The sequence below is a fragment of the Bradyrhizobium sp. Mp27 genome, assembly GCF_029953005.1.
GTDB lineage: Bacteria > Pseudomonadota > Alphaproteobacteria > Rhizobiales > Xanthobacteraceae > Bradyrhizobium > Bradyrhizobium barranii.
Genome location: NZ_JASAUS010000009.1, coordinates 36,329 through 58,576 on the forward strand (window position 1 = coordinate 36,329; position 22,248 = coordinate 58,576).

The following is a 22,248-nucleotide window of genomic DNA, read 5'->3' on the forward strand; positions in this document are numbered from 1 at the left end:
GCTTTCTCTACTGCACGAGGCTGGCAGTGCTTGACGCGACCTTGATGAAGAGGTCCGTCAGCGCCGCGGAAATATCGCCGCCAGTTTGAACGTGGGAATAGAAACCAGGCGAAGCACACGCCTGGAGGTTTTGCGCGATCTGGCCGGTTGAGGAAGTAGGCTGGTTATACTTGTCGATCCAGCTCATGTACCATTGATCCGTTTTCTGGATACCGGTAGCGGCATTGGCGATAAGTTGCAGATACTCCGTGTAGAGAACCGCGATCTTGATGCCCCGGTTCTTGATGGTCGTGCACATCGCGGTGTCGAGCGGCTGCTGGCATCGACTGTTGGAGGCGAAGGTCGCGTTGGGGCAAGTCGCGGAGATCTTGTCTTCGACGCCGTCGGTGACAAGGAATACCACTTCCTGCGGCGTATCTCCCTGCGCGTTGCTGCCAAGCCCGGGAGTGGGCATGATGTCGTTGATGCTTTTAAGCGCGCCGGCGATATTTGTGCCGTTGTCGGTCTTGCAGTTGGTTGTCACAACGACACAGTTCTGGTAGGCGACCGGCATCAGCGAGATGTTGGAAACCTGGCCTCCGGCGAGGCTCGGGGTGGCCAGCTTGGCCAATTCGTTCAGGCTCAGGTCGAACGTATAGAGCGCCGCTTTGTAGGTGGTGTTGTTCAATGCTGACATGCACTGCATGACGCCCCCCGAAATGCCCGACTGCGGGCAGTTCGACCATGTATTGAGCAACTGGTTGACGGCACTGGTCACGAGATCGATCCGCAAGGCGATGTTTCTTTGTCGTGCGATCGCGAGGTTATCCTTGGTCCCGCCGTCGTGAGCGATATTGGTTTGATGACAGGCGAAGCCGCAATTCTGCGAAGCGGTTGCCGTCTGGTACGCGGGGGCGGTGTACTTGATGAGATTGCTGATGTCGGTCGTGGTCGCGCCGATCCCCATGGACGGCGAGTCATCCATCAGCAGAAAGAAATTCATGTTGGGCGCGCTCGACGCCTTCGCCGTCGCGGAGCCGGCGACGTCCCAGGTCTGCTTGCCGAGAACGCTGGGGAAATTGTTGACGGACTTCGCGGTGTAGGAAACCGTGATGGTTCGCGCGAGGCCGGAATCCGTGACGGTGATCGTCGGCGTCGGCGTCGCCGTGAGACCGGGAAGATTCGCCTTCGCTGCAAAGACGGCTGCGGCGGTCGCCTGGACGACGGTCTTGTCGCTCTGGGTCAGCATCGCCGGCCTCACGGCTGCGATCGCGGCCGCGTCGGCGGCGGCGTCCAATTGCCCCCGCTTGCGGACGGCTTGCGTGTAGTCGAGCGTCATGCCCAGGAGGAAGATGATCGGGACCATCGTGAGGGCGAAGATAACGGCGATGTTGGCCTTCCGGTCTCTTGCGAAACGGAGCACTACCCGGCGGAGCATGACCTTCATCCTGATTGCCGTCGTGGCGGCAGAGAGCAATTCCTAAAGTCTCTTGATCGGGGCAACCGGTGAGATGACCGCTGCCGGTCAGCCCGCCAATCGCAGGCTGGAATATGGATATGGCGTTCTTAATCAACACTTACGGGCAATCCACAAACAGGGAGTGCAACGGAGTGGGATGTTCCATATCGAGAAGACATCATTAACGTCGGTTAAACGCGATCGCAGAGATTGAGGGGTAAGCGGCCTCCGGTGAGGTCGATGCGGCCTAACGCCGGCGCTGGCGCGTGCGTCCGGTGGGCTGCGCAGCATCACCGCGCAGCAGGCACGTCGGTCTAGTTAGTGGCGACTATGGCGCCGACGCCAAGGCATCATGCCATCATTGGGCATCCGCGCCATCGTCGTCTTCAACTTGCAGAATGGTCCCGGATAGCAGAGCGGCGGCCTTTTGAAGCGGCGCGATGAACCGGTCCAGTTCGGCGAAGCTCACGCGGGCCACCGGTACAGAGACGCCGAGGCAAGCGATCAATTCCCGATCCGGCGACAGAATGGGGACGGCGCACCCCACCACCCCCTTGACGTACTCTTCGTTTGTCTTGGCCCAGCCGCGTTGTCGCGTCTCCTCGAGAACCTTCATCAGCGCGTGGACGTCGACGATCGTCGTTTCGGTGAATTTGGTCAGGGGTAGCGCGCGGCACAGCTTCGCCCGGATCCGCTCGGGCAGTCTGCTCATATAGATCTTTCCGGTCGACGTGCAGTGTAACGGCGCCGCTTCCCCCGGATTGAACTGAAGACCTTGCGGCTCCGAAACGCGAACGCTGTCGACATAGGCAACGACGTTGTCGCGTACGACGCCGATCTCACACTGTTCGCCGATTTCTCCCGCGACCGCCCGAAGCACCGCGTGCCGCCGCGCAGTGCGAAACGCAGCGCCGATGACGGTGGCGGACAGTGTGACGAGCTGGTTGCCCACAACGTACCGCTTGGTCCCCAACGCCTTCTGAAGCAGTCCGCGGTCTTCGAGGTTTCCGATCAACCTGTGTGCCGTTGGAAGCGGCAGCGAAAGAGCCTTTGCGATCTCCGCGGCTGAGACGGCTTTGCGCTGGTCGGCAACATGCCGAACGATCGCGAAAGCACGATCCAAGGGTCCTTCCTTCTCAATTCGCTTCGTCATGTCCCACCGGCCAAAACTGGGAGTGAAATCAAGATCAACGCCAATCATTATCATTTTTCGGAATAAAATATATTGAAATTCGATATAATCGATTGTCGAAATCCTGAAAGCTCATATTCTTGGCGTCACCGGCGATTGACCAGAAATTGTGCAGTGCGGTCTCGCCGTTCCGAAAATCGCGCTCCGCCGCTTGGCTGGGAGCCAAGTTCTGCCGGCGCGCTCAACAGGAGATGTGCATGTCTCGTCATTACGACGTGGACGCCGTGAGGAAGGAATTCCCCGCCGTCGAACGGATGGTTTATCTGGATTCCGGGTTTCAAACGCCGCTCGCACGTCCCGTGAAGGCCGCGATCGAGCTTTTCCTTCGCGAGGGCTTCGAGACAGCCGGTCCGAAGAGCATCTGGCTCGATCGGGTCGAGCAGACCCGTGCCAAGGTCGCCCGCTTTCTCGGTGTGACGGCGGATGAAATTGCCTTCACGAAAAACACGTCGGAAAGCATGAACATTGCGGCAAACGCACTGCCGCTGCAGGCCGGCGACAACGTCCTGATGATCCACGGCGATCATCCGAACAACGCCTACGCGTTCCTCAATCTGCAACGGAAAGGCGTCGAGGTCCGCTTCATCCCAATGACGGACGTCGTCGACGCCGACAGCTTTGCTCCCTTTATTGACGACAGGACGCGCGCGATCTCGATGTCGCATGTGACTTTTCACGCCGGTCACCGCTTTGACATCGAGAGCGTCGGCGCGCTGTGCGTCAGGAACAAGCTCCACTTCGTGGTGGACGTGATGCAGGCCATCGGAGTCGTGCCTGTTAACGCCAAGGCGATCGGCGCAAGCTTCATCGGCTCCGGCAGCCACAAGGGATTACTGGTTCCGCAAGGGCTCGGGCTGCTCTATTGGGACCAGACGCTCAAAGAGCTCGAGCCGGCCTATCTGGCGGCTGCGAGCCTCGCCGAGATCCCGAGCGATCTCATCGCGCGTGCCGACAGGATGGCGCCCTCGCCGGCCGCCAGGCGCTTCGAGCTGGGCAACTTCAACCTGCCCGCAGTCCACGCCCTCGGTGCTTCGCTCGACATGATCGAGCAGATCGGGGTGCAGAATATCCAGAACCACTGCTTCGATCTCGGCGATCACCTGATTGCACGCCTGGACGAGCTGGGCGTCCGCCTCGTTGGTCCGCGCGAGCGCAAGCATCGCGCTCCGCACATCTATGTCATCGCCCTGCCCGCTGCAGACTGGCTCGGCCATTTCGAGGAGAACGGCGTGCGCGTGTCGCCCGAACGAGATGGCATTCGCATCTCGCTCGGCATGTTCAACACTGCCACCGACATCGATCGCCTGATCGACGTCATCCGCCGGCGAGGGCTCGGACGCCCGTCCGTCGCAGCTTGAGTTTGACAAACGATCGGAAGGCAAGAACCATGAAGAAGCTCGTTCAGCTATTGGGACTTCTCCCGGCGCTCCTCGCTGTCAGCGCAGGCCCGTCCGCGGCAGCCGACAGCCCGACGCTCGACAAGATCAAATCCAGCGGCTCGATCACGATCGGCTACCGTGAGGCTTCGATACCGTTCTCGTACCTCGGGCCGGATCAGAAGCCGATCGGCTTCTCGCTCGATCTCTGCGCGGCGATCGTCGATCGCATCAAGGATGAGCTGAAGTTGCCCGGTCTGAAGGTCAACTACACGCCGGTAAACTCCTCGAACCGGATTCCCCTGATCCAGAGCGGGACTGTCGACATCGAATGCGGTGGCACCGCCAACGACAAGAAGCGGCAGGAACAGGTCTCGTTCTCGGTCGCAACGTTCGTCAGCCAGCCGCGCTGGCTCGTCAAGGCCGCCAGTGGCGTGAAGACCGCCGGCGACCTGAAAGGCAAGACGGTTGTCGCCACGCAAGGCTCCAACGCGGTAGGTTTCGCGCAGAGCGTCAACGTCAAGGAGCAGCTCGGCCTCAACATCGTCCAGGCCAAGGACCATGCGGAATCTTTCCTCATGCTGAACACCGGCCGTGCCGTCGCCTTCATGGAGGACGATATCCTTCTCGCCGGGCTCAAGGCTGCGGCGCCGAATCCGGACACGCTCCTGTTCCTTTCCGAGGGTTACGCGAAGATCTACTATGGGCTGATGTTCACCAAGGGCGATGCCGGCTTCAAGAGGCTCGTCGACGACGTTCTCTCCAAGCAGATGGCATCCGGCCAATTCGAGAAGACCTACGCGAAATGGTTCACCAGGCCGATCCCGCCCAAGGGTGAGAACCTCGCATTCCCGCTCACAGACGAGTTGATGGGGCGGATCGCACATCCCAGCGATGCCGTCGACTGATTGACGGAGCTGATCGAAAGTCATCCTCGTCCGCACCTGCAACCCGGAGGCTCGCGATGTTCGGAGTGCTTTTTGAACAGGCGGCAGACGGCCAGCGCTATATCGACTGGCTTCTGTCGGGTCTCGGTTGGACCCTGGCTCTGGCCTTCTTCGGCTGGTGGATCGCCTTCGGCATCGGCGTGTTCGTCGGCGTGGGCCGCACGGTCCAGAATCGTTTTGTGTCGATTCCGGCTAGGCTCTACGTCGAGATATTCCGAAACATCCCTGTCCTGGTGCAGATGTTCCTCTGGTACTTCGTTTTTCCGGAGGTGGTGCCGACCGCGCTCGGAAACGCCATCAAGCAGATGCCGCCGCCTTGGGCATCGTTCTTCCCGGCTCTCCTTTGCCTCGGACTCTACACGGCGTCTCGAATAGCAGAGCAGGTCCGGGCCGGCATCGAAGCGCTTCCGAAGGGGCAGATCGAGGCCGCCAACGCTCTCGGTCTCAGCGGCTACCTCACCTATCGATACGTCGTCGTGCCGCAGGCTTTGCGCCTGATCGTGCCGAGCCTCACCAGCGAGGTGATGGGAATATACAAGAACACGTCCGTGGCACTCACGATCGGCTTGATGGAGCTCACCGCACAGGCGCGCCAGATCAGCGAGGCAACGTTCCAGACATTCTCGGCATTCGGCGCGGCGACGATCATCTATCTTTGCCTGGCGCTGGTTGCGTATCAGATCATGACGCTCATCGACAAGGCCGTCAGGATTCCGGGTAGCGCCCCGGTGAAGCTCACTGCTGAACAGGACCTCGCCGCCGACATGCAGCAAGGCAGCGCTCTGCCGGGCGCCATGGAGACCGTGAAATGAATACCCTCGATTTCTCGATCGTCGCGCAGTCGTGGCCTTATCTCTGGTCGGGCCTGCTCTTCGCGCTTTCGCTCACGGCGGCCGCATTCGCCATCGGCATGGTCCTCGGAACCTGTCTTGCGCTGGTACAGCACTTCGAGGTCCCGGTGTTCGCGCAGATCGTCCGCGGCTACGTTGCGATCATCCGGTCGATCCCGTTGATCCTGGTCCTCTTCTGGTTCTTCTTCCTGGTGCCGATCGTGCTTGGGCACCTGAGCGGCAACGGCCGCCCGATTCCGATCGGAGCGACGTACACGGCGTTCATCACCTTTGGCTTGTTTGAAGCCGCCTACTACTCCGAGATCATCCGCGTCGGGCTGCGAGCCGTGAACAAGGGGCAGTTCGAGGCCTGCCAGGCGCTCGCGCTGTCGACCTACGACACCTACCGCCATGTCGTCCTGCCGCAAGTCCTTCGCGTGGCGAGTCCGATCATCCTGAGCCAGACGATCATCCTGTTTCAGGACACGTCTCTCGTCTACGTGCTGTCGTTGACGGATCTTCTGGGCGCGGCTTCCAAGCTCGCACAGCTCAATGGACGTCTCGTCGAGATGTACCTCGTCGTCGCGGTGGCCTACCTCGCCATCAGCTCGGCGGCTTCCCAGTGCGTCGCCACCCTTCGCAAGCGATATGGCCTTGCGACGGCACGATGATCATCGGGATACCAAACGGCCTCGTATTTGGGAGACGAACATGCCTCAAGAGACTGTCAGCAATGCCTCGCAACCCGGTGCAATCGTCCTCGTCGAGAACGTGATGAAGCGATTCGGTGCATTCAATGCGCTGAACGACGTCAATCTCAGGGTCGGCAAGGGCGAGAAGATCGTCCTGTGCGGTCCCTCGGGCTCCGGCAAGTCGACGCTCATCCGGTGCATCAACCATATCGAGAAACACGACGGCGGCAGGATCGTCGTCGACGGTGTCGAATTGAGCAACCGCATGGCCGACATCAACAGCGTGCGCTGCGAGGTCGGGATGGTCTTTCAGAGCTTCAACCTCTTTCCGCACCTCTCGGTTGCCGAGAACTGCATGCTGGCTCCGATCAAGGTTCGCGGCATCTCGCAAGCGGAAGCGCGCGATCGCGCACTCGGCCTGCTGCGGAAGGTCCGCATCCAGGATCAGGCGGACAAGTATCCCGCGCAATTGTCGGGTGGCCAGCAGCAACGCGTCGCCATCGCGCGGGCGCTGTGCATGCAGCCCAAGATCATGCTGTTCGACGAACCGACGTCCGCTCTCGACCCCGAGATGGTCAAGGAAGTGCTGGACACCATGGTCGAGCTGGCGCGAGACGGAATGACGATGGTCTGCGTGACGCACGAGATGGGGTTCGCCCGCGAGGTCGCCGATCGGGTCGTCTTCATGGATCGCGGAAGCATCGTGGAGGAAGCGGATCCGGAGACATTCTTCCGGGCTCCGCGCACGGAACGGGCGAAGGGTTTCCTGAACCAGATCATCCACTAGGATCCCGCTCGGCCGAGACCAAGCGCCGTCGGTGACGGGCACCGGCTCGGCGCGTTGGTCCACGGTCCCCGCTTCGAGACATATTGCCATTAGACTCCCCGCCGCAAACGTGGAGAATACCCCCGCACGTTACGTGCGCAGTGCACACCAAGATGCGCCAGGGGAAACAAAATGCCGGCTGCCTTCCCGTCGTCCCTACCCACCATCCCGACCGCTCCTTTGACCGCCCGGATGCGCGATGCGTTGCGCGCGATCGTCGGCGAGAAGGGCCTCATCGAGGACGAGCACGGCAAGCAGCCGTTCGTGACGGACTGGCGTGGATTGCTGGTCGGCGGCGCGGGCGCCGTCGTTCGTCCTGGCAGCACCGAGGAAGTCTCGAACGTCGTTCGGCTTTGCCACGAGCACGGCGTCGCGATCGTGCCGCAGGGTGGCAACACCGGCCTGATGGGCGGGGCCACGCCCTGGCCGGCGCACACCGGCATCGTGTTGTCGCTCGGCCGCATGAACCGCGTGCTGGACGTCGATGCCGTCGGTTACGCAATGACGGTCGAGGCCGGCTGCGTTCTCCAGACGCTTCAAGAGACCGCAGCCCGTCACGACAGGTTCCTGCCCCTCAGCCTTGGCGCCCAGGGCTCGTGCATGATCGGCGGCAATCTGTCGACGAACGCTGGCGGCGTGCAGGTGCTCCGCTATGGCAATGCCCGCAATCTCGTCTTGGGGCTCGAAGTCGTGCTGGCCAACGGAGATGTCTGGGACGGACTACGCGCGCTCAAGAAGGACAACACGGGCTACGACCTCAAGCACCTTTTCATGGGCGCCGAGGGAACGCTGGGCATCATCACGAAGGCCGTCCTCAAGCTGTGGCCGGCGCCGAAGGACGTCTGCACGGCGTGGCTGGCGATCCGCGATCCGCGCGCGGCGCTGGAGATCCTGTCCGATGCCCATGCGGCATCAGGGGACAATGTCGGCTCCTGCGAGCTGATGAGCCGCAGCGCCATCGACATGGTGCTGCGCCATATTCCCGGCACCCAGGATCCTCTCGAGGCGGACACGCCATGGTACCTCCTGCTTGAATGGTCGTCCTCGCGGGCCCGACAGGATGGGACCGAGGGCATGACCGAGAAGCTGGAGCAGTTTCTCGCCGATCAGCTCGAGGCCGGCCGTGTGCTCGACGCGGTGATCGCGCACACCGGAAATCAATCACGCAACATGTGGCGCATCCGGGAAAGCGTCGCCGAGGCCTCCCGTGCCGAGGGGCCGGGACTGAGCTACGACGTGTCGGTGGCCATCTCCAGGATTCCCGGGTTCATCGACCAGGGGCTCAAGGCCGTGTTCGACATTCTCCCGACCATTCGCCCCTATCCTTTGGGGCACATCGGCGATGGCAATCTGCATTTCTCGTTCATGGGCCCCAAAGGCATGGATCAGCAGACGCTGACCCAATATTCGTCCGCCATCACGCGGGCCGTGAACGATCTCATCACCTCGATGGGCGGCTCGATTTCGGCGGAGCACGGCATCGGCATCGACAAGCTCGACGAGCTCAGTCACTACCGTTCGAAGACCGAGCTCGACATCATGCGCACCATCAAGCGCGCGCTCGATCCGCAAAACATCATGAATCCGGGCAAGGTGCTGCGGCTGTGATGAGGTGACGCTTCGCCGCCTTGTCTCCGGCTGCGTCGATGTCAGAGCGGTAGCAGAACACGAATACTCGCCTTGGACGCACGACCAAGTCCGTTTCGCCTTCCGCATCGCACTAACCCACGGCTTCATTCGCCGTTGTTATTCGACACGCCAGCGCTATTGTGCGCGGGCGGCGCAGCCGCGGCATTCATCCAATAATTCAGATTATGAGAGAATCGCATGAAATTCATTACAACCTGGAGTGTACCTCAAGGCACCTTCAATGCGGCCGTCAGCCGTTTTCTGGAAACCGGCGGAGCGCCACCCGAAGGCGTCAAGATGCTGGGCCGGTGGCATGGCATGAACGGACAGGGATTTGCGATCTCTGAATCGAGCGATCCAAAGGCGATGTATCGCTGGCTCGCGCAGTGGGCTGACCTGCTCCCATTGACCGTCACACCCTGTCTGGAGGATGGCGACGCGGGCGAAGTGATGGCCTCGCTGCCCAAGCGCTAATCGTCAATCCTCATGCCATTGCCGCCGAAGACCGGCGGCAGTGGCATGCCCCGCAGGTTTAAAATGTCGATCTGTCCGGAAGGCGTGGCCGCTCCCGTCTGGCGGCTTACAGGAAATGTGTTTGTGGGTATTTCGATAGGGTCGTCGGTGACGGCCGCGATTCCTTTAGCGCTCAGGTGGCGGGCGCGGAATCACCCATTGCTCGAGGCGATCGATTGATGCCTCCCGTTCATGCTGGCCCAACCAAATCGTAAAGAGAACCAGCGCGGCGGCGAGAGCCCCGATGCCGAAATACAGGTTCCTCATGCGCGTTTGAATGCGCAGCGCCGCGAATGGTTCCGTCCATCACGACTTTCACCGCGCCGCTCCACGAGGAGCGAAGCGACGAAGCAATCCAGACGGCCTCCGCGGGTAAAGTCCGGATTGCTTCGCGGAGCCCGTCATCGGGACTTCGCGCGCCCCCGGTTGCTCGCCATGACCGCAACCTACGGTCTGATCGTCATGTTCTCCGGCGGCCCGGCCTTTCGCAGCGGCTCGGCGAGCCTTGCGAACTCGCACAGCAGCGACCGCGTCTTGCGCGGATCGATGATCTCCTCGACCCAGAATTTTTCGGCGGAGCGGAACGGCGAGCGCAGCTTGTTGAGACGTTCCTCGATCTCCTTCAGCTTACCCGCCTTGTCCTCGGCCGCATCGATGTCGGCGCGGTAGGCGGCTTCGATGCCGCCCTCGAGCGGCAGCGAGCCCCAATAGGCCGAGGGCCAAGCGTAGCGGATCGAGAATCGGTCGGCCGGCTGATGCACCACGCCGGCGACGCCGAAGGCGTTGCGCAGGATCACGGTGCACCAGGGCACGGTGGTCTGGTTGACCGCGGCCATGGCGCGGACGCCGTGGCGGATGGTCGCCGCCTTCTCGGCATCGAGGCCGATCATGAAGCCCGGGCAGTCCATGAGATAGACGATCGGCAGGTGAAAGGTTTCGGCGAAGTCGACCCAGCGCACCACCTTCTGGCACGCATCCGCGGTCCACGAGCCGCCGTAGTGGAAGCTGTCGCTGGCGAGCACCATCACCGCCCTGCCCTCAAGCCGGGCGAGACCGACGATGATTGGCTTGCCGAAATTCTGGCGACCTCGAAGAACGAGCCCTTGTCGACGACCGATTCGACGATCGGCCGCATCTTGTAGACCTGCTTGCGGTTGCGCGGCACCGCATTCATCAGCGCTTCTTCGGTGCGCTCCGGATTGTCGGTGCAGGGCAAGGTCGGCGGCAGCTCGTAGACCGATGACGGCAGATAAGAGAGGAAACGCCGCGCGCAGGCGAACGCCTCTTCCTCCGTATCGACGGCGTGATCGACCGCGCCGGCGCGAGTCTGGATGTCGGCACCGCCGAGCTCCTCCTTGGTGAGGTCCTGCCCCAGCGCCTTCACCACCGGCGGCCCCGCGACGAACATCGCGGACTTCCGGGTCATGATGGAATAGTGGCTGGCGGCAAGGCGCGCCGCGCCAAGGCCAGCGACCGAGCCGAGACCGAGTGCGACGACCGGCACGCGCGACAAATTCTCCGTCGTGAAGCGATACCAGCGCGTGCCGCCGATGCCGCCCGGCAAGTTGGCCGCGCCCTTGGTTTCGATGGTCTTGACCGAGCCGCCGCCGCCGGAGCCCTCGATGATGCGGACGATGGGCAGACGGAAATCATGCGCCATCTCCTCCGCCATCAACGGCTTGGCCGAGATCGACGCATCGGCCGAGCCGCCGCGGACGGTGAAATCGTCGCCGACCACGACGACCGTGCGGCCTTCGACGCGCGCACGGCCGAACACGCAGTTCGCCGGCGTCAACTTCTGCAACTCGCCGCTGGAATCGTACTCACCGATACCGGAGACGGCACCGATCTCGTGAAAGCTGCCGCCGTCGATCAGTCTGTCGATGCGCTCCCGAACAGTCAGTCGGCCCTGGTCATGCTGACGCTTGACCTTGTCAACGCCGCCCATCTCCAGCGCGAAGGCTTCGCGCCGGGCTAGCTCGTCGAGTTCCGGCTTCCAGTTCATTCACTCCCTCCGAATTGATCGGCTTGTTATTGTTATGCACGGCCATTGCGACCGGTTTGCGCGAGAGGCGGTTGTTGAAGACGTCGCCTTCCGCGCCCTCCATCAGGCTGCCGAGCGAGCGGCCGAGCGCGAGCATCAGCGGCGCGACCTCTCCATGCAGGCGCTGCTCGTCATACATCGACGACAGAAGGCCGATCGTGATGACGACGAAGGTCTGGTACTGCGGCGACCAGATCGGCACCGCGAGCCCGTTGATGTGCGGGCTCCACAGACCGCAGGCCACGACATAGCCGTGCTCGCGCAGCGACTGCCGGTTGGCCTCGATGCGCGGCCGCAGGATTTTCGCAGCCTCGGGGGCTTCCCGCTCCATGTCCGCGATGAAGGTGTCGCCGACCTCCGGCGCCAGCGCCGCGGTGTAGGCCGCGCCCGCGGCCGTCGAGGCCATCGAGATGCGGCTGCCGGTGCCCTCATGCAGGCCGAGCGCCGTCGCCGAGCGCGCGAACTGGAGATAGACCAGATGGAAGCGATCGGGGACGACGAAGCCGACAGTGCCTGGCAATTGCTCGGCGACTTCCTGCAGCCGCTGCCGGATCATGCTGCGCAGCTGCGCACCCTTCATCATCGAGGCGCTCATCGCCACCGCGCTCGGACCGATGCGATACTTTTGGTCGCGCGGCAGGTACACGAGTTGCCCCATCCGCGTCAGCGTGTGCGTGAGCCGCGACACCGTCGAGCGCGGCAAGCCGCAGCGATTTGAAATCTCGAGATTGCCGAGCCGGGCCTCGTGGCCCTCGAAGCATCGCAACACGTCGAACGCGCGCGACACCACCTGGATGACATCACCCTCGCCGGCATCGCCAGCGAGCGCACCTTGCCTGCTTAACCGCTCCGATCGTCGTCCCATGTTCCCTACCGTTCGTTCCGCGCTGCGGAATTAAATTCCACTTGCAGACGACGCTACCTCAGGCATTTTGCGACGACAACAAAAAGGCGATGGCATGCCAGAAATTAAGATCGTCACGGAGGTCGCGGGTCGCATCTGCGCAACTCCCGTGCAAGTTGGAGGAACCGTTGCGGATGGCGATGACGTTGTAGTCGTCGAAGCCATGAAGATGGAGATACCTGTGCCCTCGCCCGCGAGCGGCACGATCACATCGCTGCTCGTCAAGCTCGACGACGTCGTCGCCGAAGGACAGGCGATCGCGATCGTCGCGAACTGACTGCATTATCCGTGGCTTCCGCGACAATCTGTCTGCCTCATCGCCGCGTTCGCGGTACGGCGTTGCCATCGCTTGATCGCGATGACATGATCCGTTTCAAACAAAAATCTGTTTCAAACAAAGAATGAAACTCTTCGCGGCAAACGCGAGGATCATTGGAGGGAAACATGCTTCGTGGGCTGACCATGCTCGCGCCTGCCTTGGTTGCGGGCATTTCTTTTGCGTCTACAAGCTATGCAATCGCCGAAGACATCAAGCTGCCGGCGACATTGACGTTCACCGCCTATGACACCGGCACCGCCGGCTTCAACATCGCGGTCGGCGTCGGCAAGATGATGAAGGACAAATACGGCACCGATGTGCGCGTGCTGCCCGCAGGCAACGACGTCGCGCGGCTAGCACCATTGCGCGCCAAGCGCGCGGCGTCATCCGCGATGGGATCTGGCACCTATTTCGCGCAGGAAGGCGTGTTCGAGTTCGGCTCGAAGGAATGGGGCCCGCAGCCGCTCCAGATCATGCTCTCGAGCGTCGATTGCAATTGCGGTTCGCTTGGGGTCGCAGCCGATAGTGGCGTGAAAGATCTGAAAGACCTGAAAGGCAAGCGCGTGGGCTTCGTGGTCGGCTCGCCCGCGCTGAACCAGAACTCGCTCGCGGTTCTCGCCTTCGCAGGCCTGACGCAGAAGGACGTCAAGGTCGTCGAGTTCGCGAGCTACGGCGCGATGTGGAAAGGCCTGATCAACAACGACACCGACGCCGCCTTCGGCACCACCATCACCGGCCCGGCCAAGGAAGCCGAGACCTCGCCGCGCGGCCTGGTCTGGCCGCCACTGCCCGCCAAGGACAAGGAGGGCTGGGCGCGGATGCAGAAGGTCGGCTCGTTCTTCTTCCCGCAGACGGCAACCTGCGGTGCCGGCATCACGCCGGAGAAGCCGATCGAGCTCGGCAACTACCCCTACCCGATCTTCGTCGCCTATGCCTCGCAACCGGCCGACCAGGTCTATGCGATGACCAAGGCGATGATCGTCAACTACGACGCCTACAAGGATTCCGCACCCGGCGCCGGCGGGCTCGCCGCCGACCGCCAGACCAAGAACTGGGTCGTGCCCGTGCATCCCGGCGCGGTGAAGGCCTTGAAAGAAGCCGGGCAATGGTCTGACGCGCAGGACGCCCACAACAACAAGCTGTTCAAGCGACAGGAAGTGCTTGGCGCGGCATGGGCGGATTACGGCAAGTCCAATCCGCCATCTGACGAGAAGGCCTTCCTCGACGGATGGATGAAGGCGCGCGCCACGGCGCTGGCCAAGGCCGACATGCCGAACGGGTTTGACTGACCGTCAAGCTGCCTGCCGCAGAACTGTTTGAGGAGAGCGCCGATGTCAGAGACTGCGGCAGCGCCGGCGACGAAGGTTGAGTTCGCAGATCCGCATCTCGGTGCCGCCGCCGATCTGCAGGAAGCCGAGGTCACGCGCGTCCGCACATTGAAGGGCGCGTGGCGCTGGGTGTTGATGGCGGCCACCGCGGCCACCATTCTGTTGTGTGTGAATCAGCAATTCTCGCTGCGCTTCTTCATCGACTACACCCAGCTCAACACCGAATATTTCTACCTGCTGATCGCGTTGATGCTGCCGTTCACCTTCCTGATCTTTCCGGGATCGGAGAAGGCGCCGCTCGACCGCATCCCCTGGTACGACCTGCTGCTGTTCGCCGCGACCTTCGGTTCGGCGATCTGGCTGATGCTCAACATCCGCAAGGCCGCGCAATTCGGCTGGGAGTTCGATGGCGCGCCGGGCAACGTCATCGCCGCCGGACTCGTGATGTGGTTCGTGCTGATGGAGGCGCTACGGCGCACCGGCGGCTGGAGCCTGCTGCTCAGCGTGCTGCCCTTCACGCTCTATCCGCTGTTTGCGGACTCTTCCTGGCTCGGGCCGTTCCGCGGCACGCAATCGACGCTGCAACAGACCACGTCCTATCACATGCTCTCCGGTGAGAGCCTGCTCGGCATTCCCATCCAGGCCTTTGCCGACACCGTGATCGGCTTCCTCGTCTTCGGCACCGCGCTGATGATGACGGGCGCGGGCAAATTCTTCATCAACATCGCCTTCGCGATGTGCGGTACCTTCCGCGGCGGCGCGGCAAAAGTCTGCGTGTTTGCATCCGGCCTGCTCGGCACCGTCGGCGGCAGCATCGTCTCCAATGTTCTGACCGCCGGAACGATGACGATCCCGGCAATGAAAAAGACCGGCTTCACCCCGTCCTATTCCGGTGCGATCGAGGCCTGCGCCTCGACCGGCGCCGTGCTGGCCCCGCCGGTGCTGGGCGCCACCGCCTTCGTCATGGCGCAGTTCATGAACACGGGTTATGCCGACGTCGCGCTCGCCGCCACCATCCCCTCGATCCTCTATTATGTCGGCCTGTTCGCGCAAGTCGACGCCTATGCCGCCCGCCACAAGCTGAAGGGCCTGCCGCGCGCCGAACTGCCGCGCTTCTGGGACGCTTTCAAAGAGGGCTGGTATTATCTCTTCGTGATCGTCGTGCTCGTGGTGATGCTGCTCTACTTCAAGCGCGAGAGCCACGCGCCGTTCTATGCCTCCGTGCTGCTCGTGATCCTGCATCAATGGTCCGGGCCGGCGCGCTGGAGGCTCGGCAATACGCTGGTGCTCGCCGGTTCGATCGCGGCAACGGCTGCGATGTTCTGGTTCGGCGTGCTCAACGCGGCGCTGTGGGGCATGTGCCTGTTGGCGGCGTTGAACGAATTCTTCCCCGGCAAGAACTGGGGCGGCGCGCGCTGGCTGCATTTCCTCGAACTCAACGGCAAGACCTTCGTCGAGCTGATCGCGATCCTCGCCGGTTGTGGCCTCTTGATCGGCGCCTTCTCGCTCACCGGCGTGATCTCGAGCCTCGCCAACGACCTGCTCAGCATCGCCGGGGGTGATGCCTTCCTGCTGCTGATCATGTGCGCCATCACCAGCCTGATCCTCGGGCTCGGGCTGACCACGACCTCCTGCTACATCTTCCTGGCCATCCTGGTGGCGCCGGCGCTGGAGAAGCTCGGGCTGAACAAGATGGCGGTGCACATGTTCATCTTCTACTGGGGCATGCTGTCCTCGATCACGCCCCCGGTGGCGATCGCCTCCTTCGCGGCGGCCGGCATCGCCGGTGCGCCCGCGATGAAGACGGGCTGGGAGAGCATGTGGGTCGGCAGCATCATCTATTTCATCCCGTTCTTCTTCGTGCTCAATCCGGCGCTGCTGCTTCAGGGCAGCAACCCGTATCTGGAGGCATTCGGGCTGACCGGACTTGCCTGCTTCGGCATCGTCTTCATCTGCGGCGGCATCCAGGGCTACCAGGCTTTCGTGGGCGACCTTCGCGGCGCGGGCCTGATGGAGTGGCCTTTGCGGGTGCTGCTGGTGATCGGCGGTTTCGTCGTGGCCACCCCGGGCGGCGGGATCATGCCGCTGTCGCAAATGCAGGTCACGCTGCTGGGCCTCGCGATCCTGGTGCCCACGGTTTTGATCGCCCTGCTGCTGGTCCGGCGGCAGGCCGCGGTGCCGGACGGGTTGCGCGTGCCCTGATTGCGTTGCACAAAGACAGGCGATGACAACGCTTTCGCCTCTCGCCTCCGCCTGGACCCGCTCGAAGCCGCCCTTGCTGCGGTTTCTGGGCAATTGTCTCAACGAATTCTCGGCCGAGACCTCCGGCCACGTCGCCGACTACATCCCCGAGCTGAGCAAGGCCGACCCTGCCCATTTTGGCATCAGCCTCGCGACCCTGGACGGCCATGTCTACGAGGTCGGCGACAGCCGGGTGCCCTTCACCATCCAGTCGATGTCAAAGCCGTTCGTGTTCGCGCTGGCGCTGGACCTCCTGGGCGCCGGCCGCGTCGAGAGCGCGATCGGCGTCGAGCCCTCGGGCGATCCCTTCAACTCGATCCGGCTCAATTCCGAGAACCATCCGTTCAACCCGATGGTCAATGCCGGCGCGATCGCCTGCACCGGGCTGATCCATGACAGCAAGGGCCCGGACGCCTTCGAGCAGATCCGGCTTGCGCTCAGCCGTTTTGCGGGGCGCGATCTCGCGGTGGACGAGGCCGTTTACAGCTCGGAGAGCCAGACCGGCGACCGCAACCGCGCCATCGGCTACCTCCTCAAGACCAATGCGGTGATCTCGGACAATGTCGCTGATGTCCTCGACGTATATTTCCGGCAATGCGCGGTGCTGGTCACGGCGCGTGACATCGCGGTGATGGCGGCGACGCTCGCCAACCGCGGCGTCAATCCCGTGACGGGCGAGCAGGTGCTGACGCCCTACGCGATCTCGCGCACGCTGTCGGTGATGACGTCGTCGGGTATGTACGACTATGCCGGCGAGTGGATCTACCGGATCGGCATCCCCGCCAAGAGCGGCGTCGGCGGCGGCATCCTGGCCGCACTCCCTGCCCGCCTCGGCCTCGGCAGCTATTCGCCGAAGCTCGACAAGCACGGCAACAGCGTGCGCGGCATCAAGGTCTGCGAGGCGCTGTCCTCGCATTACGACCTGCACATGCTCAACCGCAGCGACGACGCGCGCAACGCCGTCATCGCCGACTACGACATCGGCAAGAGCCCGTCGCGGCGCGTGCGCCGGCCGCAGGAGCGCGAGATTCTGGCCGGGCATGAGCAGGAGGTGCGGGTCATCGAGCTGGTCGGCACGCTGTCGCTGTCGGCCGTGGACTATGTCTCGCGCCGGCTGGCCGGACAGCCCCGGCCGCAAATCGTGATCTTCGATCTCCACCGCGTCACCTCCACCACGCGCGCCGGGGCGCGGCTCGTGGCCGAGGCGTTCGAGGAACTGGCGGCGCTGAACGTGACCGTCGTACTGTCAGGGGTCAGGCGTGCGTCGAAGGAATGGGACAGCCTGCGGGAATGGACGGCGGAGCTGAAGAACGTCCGCGACTTCTATCTGCTCGACACCGCGATCGAATGGGCGGAAGACCAGATCGTCTACCGCTATGGCGGCTCGATCGATTTCCACGAGACCACCGAGCTTGCCGAACAGCCGCTGCTATCAGGCATGAGCGAGGAAGAGCTGACCGACCTCGCCTCGATCTGCACGATCCGGACGTTTCCATCCGGCGCAAAGATCATCACGACAGGCGCCCCCGCCGATTTCCTGTTCTTCCTGCGCAGCGGCGCCGTGCATGTCACCCTGCCCGACGGCGTGCGGCTCGCGACGCTGACCGCCGGCATGGCCTTTGGCGAGATGGCGCTGCTGGAGCCGACGCGTTCGGCTGACGTGTTCGCGGACATGGCGGCGACCGCATTCGAGGTGCCGCTGAAGGATTTCGAGCGCTTCCGCAAGCAGCACCCGCGCGCCTCCGAGCGCATCATGCGCAATCTGGCGCAGCTGCTCGCCGACCGCCTGATCGTCGCCAATGCCAAGGTCGACATTCTGACGTCGACGTAAGCGCGCTGATCCGTGTCAGCGGCTCGCGGCTTCGCTCAGCCGTCGCTTGATCTTGGCCGCGCTCGCCTTGAGCAATTCGGACGGCTGCTGGCCAGTCGCCGCGCAAAGGCAAGCCCAGTAGTAGATGACGTCGCCGAGCTCATCGACGAGGCCCGCCTTGTCGAGCCAGTCATCGCGCAGCAGCTTCTTGATGTGGTCGGCGACCTCGCCGGATTCGCCGGCGAGGCCGAGCCCGAGATAGGACAGCCGCTCGTTGGACGGATGCTCATCGACTTTCGCAATGCTCGCGGCCCAGACCGCGTATTCATCGATCGTCATCGGCAAACCTCGCCACAGTTTTGGATCAGCCCACCACTTCGGTGACGGGCTGGAGGTCGATTTCAAAAGTCTCCAGAAATTTCGAGGTCATGATGTAGAAGCCGACCGAAAGCTGGAGCTCGACCAGCGCGGCCGGTGTCAGCTTCGATGCGATCGCCTTGAACGTCGCATCCGTCGGCTTCTTCAGCTTCACGATCTCGTCGGTGAAGGCGAGTGCGGCGCGCTGCACCTCGTTGAAGCAGGTCGCGGCCTGCCAGTTCTCCAGCGCTTCGTTCTGCTCGTCGGTGACGCCGACATTCTTGCCGATGCGCTTGTGCGCGACGATCTCATACGGCGCCTCGCACAAAATGCCGGTCCGGGTGATCGCGAGCTCGCGCACGATGGGATCGAGCTCGCCCTTGTGGCGAATAGCTCCGCCGAGCCGGCAGTATTGCTCAAAGTAGCTCGGCGAGTGCGCCATCATGCGGAAGATGTTGGCGTTGCGGTTCTTGTCGAGAATTTCGCGGGTACGGTCGGACGCCTTGAACGGGTCGCTGTAGTTGATGCGGGCCATGATTTACCTAAAGATTTCCTTGAAGATTTCCCTGCGCCTTTGATGCTTTTTGTCGTTAGCGGCGAGAGTTCCACGAAACTGTATTCTGGCGTGACCGCAACAGCAACATCATCGAGTCAAAATGCCGCCGCATTGCTGATCGACCTTGGCACAGTCGATATTCGCCGCGTGGGGACAAATCACGGTGAATACTCGCAAGGGGTGTTCCGAGTAAAAAACAATTGACCGTCGGGTGCGCTAGCCGCGCAACGATGAGTCACGCCCAAGTCTAGGGAGAAAAAGGCATGAAGGAAGCCACCAAGGGGGCGGCCTCGGGAGCGCTCGCGCATATGCTGGCGGTGACGGCGATGCTCGTCATCGCCAGCATCCTGTTCTACGGGCGTTGAGTTAAGCGTTGTTGCGTTAAGCGTTTCAGAGTTTTCGTCATTCCGGGGTGGTCCTCGCACAGGCCAGACCCAGAATTCCCGTTCCAGGTTCGGTCCCTTGGACCGCCCCCGAATGACGAATCCCTCTCCCCGCCCTTGGTGGCCGTAGCCCGGATGAAGCGAAGCGCAATCCGGGAAAGTCTATCCGCGAGGTGAGAACCCCGGATTTCGCTGCGCTCCATCCGGGCTACGGGTGACCATCCAACTATTTCTCCTTGGCGAAGAACGGCACGAGCTTGCCGGCAAACGGTTTGAAGCTCGCAGTCACGGCATCGCCGATGGCAAGCCCGTCGTCGCCATGGGCCATCATACGAAAACCCTCGGCACAATCGACCAGCAGGATGTTGTAGGGCACGTGCGCCCGGATCTCGGGCGTGGCGGCGCGGCAGACCAGCGAGGTCGCATAGACCCTGCCCTTGCCGCTGGCGCGCGCATCGCGCGGATCGGGCGCGCCGCAGGCCGCGCAGAAGGCGCGATGGAAATACTGCACATGGCCGCATGCGCCGCAGGTCTGAAAGGTGATGGCCTGCTCACCCTTGGTCCAGTCCGCGATTCGTTCACTCATCGCACGCGCTCCAGAAACATGCTCACGTGGGACGACAGCACGCCGCCGTCGCCGTGCAGCAGCGCGATCGATGCGTCGCGCACCTGGCGGCTAGCCGCCCGCCCCGTCATCTGCAAATGCGCCTCGACCAGATGCGCCATCGCGCCGCCGACGCCGCAATGGCCATAGCTGAGCAGGCCGCCATGGGTGTTGAGCGGCATCGCGCCGTCGCGACTGAAATGGCCTGATCGCACGCGCGCAGCCGCCTCGCCGCGGCCGGCAAGGCCGAGGTCCTCCAGCAGCATGGCGAGCGTGATCGTAAAGCTGTCGTAGATCGCGGCGTAGCGCACGTCGGAGATCGCAAGGCCGGTGGCCTCCCTGGCGCGGGCGATGGAGATTTCGGCACCGAGCTCGCTGAGCGCGGGCGCGGCCGTGACATGCTGATGGGTATGCGCCTGGGCGCAGCCGCGGATGCGCACGCCGGCCTCGCCGGTCCGCTCGCGGCTGATCACGAAGGCCGCACCACCGTCGGACACCGGGCAGCAGTCGAGCAGCTTGAGCGGCATCGCCACGGGCTTGGACGCCATGACATCGGCGACCGTGATGGGATCGTGGAATTGCGCGCCGGGATGGGTACAGGCATGTGCGCGCATCAGCACCGCGAATTCGGCGAGGTCCTCTTCCGTCACGCTGTATTCGTGCATGTAGCGGGTGGCGACCAGGCCGTAATAAGCGGGAATGGTCGGGCCGAGCGGCACCTCGTAGTCGGGATGACCGACCTGCGCCAAAGCCTGGATCGAAGCGTCACGGCTCTGCCCGGTGAGCCGGTTCTCGCCGGCGACGACGAGGACGTTGCGCGCGACACCCGCCTCGACGAGGTGATGTGCCAGCATGGTCATAGCAAGGCCCGTCGCGCCGCCGACCTGCACGGCATGCGCGTAGGACGGGCGGATGCCAAAATGCTCGGCGAAGACGGTCGCCAGCATGATGTGCGGCGAGACGGTTGAGTAGCCGCAGAGGATGCCGTCGATCTCGGCACGCTTGAGGCCGGCGTCGTCGAGCGCGGCTTGTGCGGCCCGGCTCATCAGGTCGAGCGAGGATGAGCCTTCGTGCTTGCCGTAGGGTGTGAGGCCGACGCCGGTGATGAAGCTCATGGTGACGTTCGTGCTCCTGCGATCTGGTAGCGGCGCGCTACTGCAACACCATCTCTACCCGGCGGTTCCGCGCACGGCCCGCGTCGGTTGCGTTGTTACCGAGCGGCGCATAGCTGGCGACGCCGGCGGCCGACAGCCGCTTCGGATCGACCTTGTACGTCGTCGCCAGGGCATCCACGACCGTTTGCGCCCGTGCTTTCGACAGGGCCAGATTGGCGTCCAGCGCGCCCTGGTTGTCGGTGTGCCCGACAATATGGACCTTGAGAGATCCATCGGACTGGAGCAACTGTGCCATCTGGTCGAGTTGAGCTTTCGACTCCGGCTTGATGACGGATTTACCCGTATCGAAGTACAGGCCGTACAGCGCCACCGTGCCCTCGGCCTGCAAGCCCTTCGTCAGGGCCTTCACGTCCACCACCACCTTGTCGGACTCCATCGCCTTGGCCTCGACGATCTCCACGATGGTGGCCACGTACTTGCCGGACAGTGCAACCGTTCCCGGCTTCGCCGTGACAATCGCGACATGCAGCATTGCCCCGGATGCGTTCACGGTCCCGTACCAGTAGCGCTCGGTCCCGGCTTCCTGCCATTGCTGGAGCAAGGTGATGGGGGTCCACCCTTCAAGTTGGGCCTTTGGCAGCGACGGATTAGCCGGCAGCCTGCGAAGCTGGCCGAAGTCGCGCGCCCCGCAGTCCTCGGCGCAGCTATCTAGCCTCGCCGCACCAGCGCGCTCCAACGCCTGCTCGTAATTGCGCTGAACCTCCAGCGCCGATTTGCCAGCCGGTGCAAGGTAGAACAAGCGAGTGACACGGCCCTCGACTTTCACGACCTCGCCATTCTGGCTCCCCCGCGGCATCCCGACCTGATCGAAGCCCTGGACGTCCTGCGCCACCAGCCAGGAGCCGGCATAACGACTGATCAGCGCGTGGTCGCGGGCATCGGGCGCATCGGCCGGCATCGCAGCACGAGCGACGGCAGGCGCGAGCACGATGCTGCACGCGATCATGAGCAGACGGGTGAAGACGATCATGAGAAGGTCCATTTACGAGTTCGGGGAGCGACGGCGCTTTGATGCAGGCCCACGGATCTTGTCCAACAATGGATACATTTTCACGACTGCGCCGCCGCAGGGCACGAATCTAGC

19 protein-coding genes and 1 pseudogene are annotated in these 22,248 nt (G+C 63.1%); 11 read left to right on the forward strand and 9 right to left on the reverse strand.

Annotated features, from left to right (window positions below):
• Positions 1–7: 7 nt before the first annotated feature.
• Together QJT78_RS08430 and QJT78_RS08435 are read right to left on the reverse strand one after the other, a co-directional pair.
• Entirely contained in the window at positions 8–1,417 is a 1,410-nt protein-coding gene (locus QJT78_RS08430; protein WP_028146543.1) for a pilus assembly protein TadG-related protein, read from the reverse strand.
• A gap of 379 nt (positions 1,418–1,796) precedes the next feature.
• Positions 1,797–2,591 carry an IclR family transcriptional regulator gene (locus QJT78_RS08435; RefSeq protein WP_028146544.1) on the reverse strand — a complete coding sequence of 265 codons (795 nt, stop codon included), beginning with the start codon at positions 2,589–2,591 and terminating at the stop codon, positions 1,797–1,799.
• Positions 2,592–2,827: 236 nt separating this feature from the next.
• On the opposite strand from QJT78_RS08435, the gene QJT78_RS08440 reads away from it, so the two are divergent.
• From QJT78_RS08440 to QJT78_RS08470, 7 genes are all read left to right on the forward strand, one after another.
• Complete coding sequence (locus tag QJT78_RS08440) at positions 2,828–3,988, forward strand: aminotransferase class V-fold PLP-dependent enzyme (protein WP_028146545.1); 1,161 nt, start codon at positions 2,828–2,830, stop codon at positions 3,986–3,988.
• A 29-nt stretch (positions 3,989–4,017) separates the two neighbouring features.
• Positions 4,018–4,914, forward strand: coding sequence for an amino acid ABC transporter substrate-binding protein (locus QJT78_RS08445; protein WP_028146546.1), 897 nt, complete (start codon positions 4,018–4,020; stop codon positions 4,912–4,914).
• A gap of 56 nt (positions 4,915–4,970) precedes the next feature.
• Complete coding sequence (locus QJT78_RS08450) at positions 4,971–5,765, forward strand: amino acid ABC transporter permease (protein ID WP_028146547.1); 795 nt, start codon at positions 4,971–4,973, stop codon at positions 5,763–5,765.
• Positions 5,762–6,454 carry an amino acid ABC transporter permease gene (locus QJT78_RS08455; protein WP_028146548.1) on the forward strand — a complete coding sequence of 231 codons (693 nt, stop codon included), beginning with the start codon at positions 5,762–5,764 and terminating at the stop codon, positions 6,452–6,454. The genes QJT78_RS08450 and QJT78_RS08455 overlap by 4 nt, the downstream gene beginning before the upstream one ends.
• Positions 6,455–6,494: 40 nt before the next feature.
• On the forward strand, positions 6,495–7,262 hold the full coding sequence (locus QJT78_RS08460; RefSeq protein WP_028146549.1) for an amino acid ABC transporter ATP-binding protein: 768 nt from the start codon (positions 6,495–6,497) through the stop codon (positions 7,260–7,262).
• 171 nt (positions 7,263–7,433) lie between these two features.
• Positions 7,434–8,909: an FAD-binding oxidoreductase gene (locus tag QJT78_RS08465; protein ID WP_028146550.1), complete on the forward strand. Its 1,476-nt coding sequence runs from the start codon at positions 7,434–7,436 to the stop codon at positions 8,907–8,909.
• A gap of 219 nt (positions 8,910–9,128) precedes the next feature.
• A complete protein-coding gene (locus QJT78_RS08470; RefSeq protein ID WP_038941960.1) occupies positions 9,129–9,404 on the forward strand; it encodes a DUF3303 family protein in 276 nt (91 codons plus the stop codon).
• A gap of 485 nt (positions 9,405–9,889) precedes the next feature.
• Here the strand turns inward: QJT78_RS08470 and QJT78_RS08475 are convergent.
• Positions 9,890–11,448, reverse strand: a pseudogene (locus QJT78_RS08475) (carboxyl transferase domain-containing protein).
• Positions 11,378–12,352 (reverse strand): helix-turn-helix domain-containing protein, encoded by a 975-nt coding sequence (locus QJT78_RS08480; protein WP_028146553.1) that lies wholly within the window; start codon positions 12,350–12,352, stop codon positions 11,378–11,380. Before QJT78_RS08480 ends, QJT78_RS08475 begins: the two are co-directional and overlap by 71 nt.
• Before the next feature lie 94 nt (positions 12,353–12,446).
• Here QJT78_RS08480 and QJT78_RS08485 point away from each other — a divergent pair, with 94 nt between their 5' ends.
• From QJT78_RS08485 to glsA, 4 genes are all read left to right on the forward strand, one after another.
• Positions 12,447–12,668, forward strand: a complete 222-nt coding sequence (locus QJT78_RS08485; protein ID WP_014495968.1) for a biotin/lipoyl-containing protein — start codon at positions 12,447–12,449, stop codon at positions 12,666–12,668.
• A gap of 167 nt (positions 12,669–12,835) precedes the next feature.
• The gene (locus QJT78_RS08490) at positions 12,836–13,999 is read left to right on the forward strand and encodes a TAXI family TRAP transporter solute-binding subunit (protein WP_038941961.1); all 1,164 of its coding nucleotides are present in this window, start codon (positions 12,836–12,838) and stop codon (positions 13,997–13,999) included.
• 42 nt (positions 14,000–14,041) lie between these two features.
• A complete protein-coding gene (locus tag QJT78_RS08495) occupies positions 14,042–16,240 on the forward strand; it encodes a TRAP transporter permease (protein ID WP_038941962.1) in 2,199 nt (732 codons plus the stop codon).
• 22 nt (positions 16,241–16,262) lie between these two features.
• Entirely contained in the window at positions 16,263–18,110 is a 1,848-nt protein-coding gene (gene glsA, locus QJT78_RS08500) for a glutaminase A (protein ID WP_028146556.1), read from the forward strand.
• A gap of 15 nt (positions 18,111–18,125) precedes the next feature.
• On the opposite strand, the gene QJT78_RS08505 is transcribed toward glsA, so the two are convergent.
• The 5 genes from QJT78_RS08505 to QJT78_RS08525 all read right to left on the reverse strand — a co-directional run bounded on the left by QJT78_RS08505 (position 18,126) and on the right by QJT78_RS08525 (position 22,134).
• Positions 18,126–18,428, reverse strand: coding sequence for a nucleoside triphosphate pyrophosphohydrolase family protein (locus QJT78_RS08505; protein ID WP_014495972.1), 303 nt, complete (start codon positions 18,426–18,428; stop codon positions 18,126–18,128).
• 25 nt (positions 18,429–18,453) lie between these two features.
• Complete coding sequence (locus QJT78_RS08510) at positions 18,454–18,981, reverse strand: carboxymuconolactone decarboxylase family protein (RefSeq protein ID WP_028146557.1); 528 nt, start codon at positions 18,979–18,981, stop codon at positions 18,454–18,456.
• 630 nt (positions 18,982–19,611) lie between these two features.
• Entirely contained in the window at positions 19,612–19,971 is a 360-nt protein-coding gene (locus tag QJT78_RS08515) for an OB-fold domain-containing protein (RefSeq protein WP_028146558.1), read from the reverse strand.
• A complete protein-coding gene (locus QJT78_RS08520; RefSeq protein WP_028146559.1) occupies positions 19,968–21,104 on the reverse strand; it encodes a thiolase family protein in 1,137 nt (378 codons plus the stop codon). The genes QJT78_RS08515 and QJT78_RS08520 overlap by 4 nt, the downstream gene beginning before the upstream one ends.
• Positions 21,105–21,141: 37 nt before the next feature.
• A complete protein-coding gene (locus QJT78_RS08525) occupies positions 21,142–22,134 on the reverse strand; it encodes an OmpA family protein (RefSeq protein WP_038941963.1) in 993 nt (330 codons plus the stop codon).
• Between the last annotated feature and the right edge of the window lie 114 nt (positions 22,135–22,248).

Coding starts and splice junctions, on each gene's coding strand:
- QJT78_RS08525 (WP_038941963.1), bottom strand. CDS start 22,134: ATGATCGTCTTCACCCGTCTGCTCATGATCGCGTGCAGCATCGTGCTC.
- QJT78_RS08480 (WP_028146553.1), bottom strand. CDS start 12,352: ATGGGACGACGATCGGAGCGGTTAAGCAGGCAAGGTGCGCTCGCTGGC.
- QJT78_RS08470 (WP_038941960.1), top strand. CDS start 9,129: ATGAAATTCATTACAACCTGGAGTGTACCTCAAGGCACCTTCAATGCG.
- QJT78_RS08495 (WP_038941962.1), top strand. CDS start 14,042: ATGTCAGAGACTGCGGCAGCGCCGGCGACGAAGGTTGAGTTCGCAGAT.
- QJT78_RS08430 (WP_028146543.1), bottom strand. CDS start 1,417: ATGCTCCGCCGGGTAGTGCTCCGTTTCGCAAGAGACCGGAAGGCCAAC.
- glsA (WP_028146556.1), top strand. CDS start 16,263: ATGACAACGCTTTCGCCTCTCGCCTCCGCCTGGACCCGCTCGAAGCCG.
- QJT78_RS08440 (WP_028146545.1), top strand. CDS start 2,828: ATGTCTCGTCATTACGACGTGGACGCCGTGAGGAAGGAATTCCCCGCC.
- QJT78_RS08450 (WP_028146547.1), top strand. CDS start 4,971: ATGTTCGGAGTGCTTTTTGAACAGGCGGCAGACGGCCAGCGCTATATC.
- QJT78_RS08515 (WP_028146558.1), bottom strand. CDS start 19,971: ATGAGTGAACGAATCGCGGACTGGACCAAGGGTGAGCAGGCCATCACC.
- QJT78_RS08490 (WP_038941961.1), top strand. CDS start 12,836: ATGCTTCGTGGGCTGACCATGCTCGCGCCTGCCTTGGTTGCGGGCATT.
- QJT78_RS08455 (WP_028146548.1), top strand. CDS start 5,762: ATGAATACCCTCGATTTCTCGATCGTCGCGCAGTCGTGGCCTTATCTC.
- QJT78_RS08465 (WP_028146550.1), top strand. CDS start 7,434: ATGCCGGCTGCCTTCCCGTCGTCCCTACCCACCATCCCGACCGCTCCT.
- QJT78_RS08520 (WP_028146559.1), bottom strand. CDS start 21,104: ATGAGCTTCATCACCGGCGTCGGCCTCACACCCTACGGCAAGCACGAA.
- QJT78_RS08510 (WP_028146557.1), bottom strand. CDS start 18,981: ATGGCCCGCATCAACTACAGCGACCCGTTCAAGGCGTCCGACCGTACC.
- QJT78_RS08460 (WP_028146549.1), top strand. CDS start 6,495: ATGCCTCAAGAGACTGTCAGCAATGCCTCGCAACCCGGTGCAATCGTC.
- QJT78_RS08485 (WP_014495968.1), top strand. CDS start 12,447: ATGCCAGAAATTAAGATCGTCACGGAGGTCGCGGGTCGCATCTGCGCA.
- QJT78_RS08445 (WP_028146546.1), top strand. CDS start 4,018: ATGAAGAAGCTCGTTCAGCTATTGGGACTTCTCCCGGCGCTCCTCGCT.
- QJT78_RS08505 (WP_014495972.1), bottom strand. CDS start 18,428: ATGACGATCGATGAATACGCGGTCTGGGCCGCGAGCATTGCGAAAGTC.
- QJT78_RS08435 (WP_028146544.1), bottom strand. CDS start 2,591: ATGACGAAGCGAATTGAGAAGGAAGGACCCTTGGATCGTGCTTTCGCG.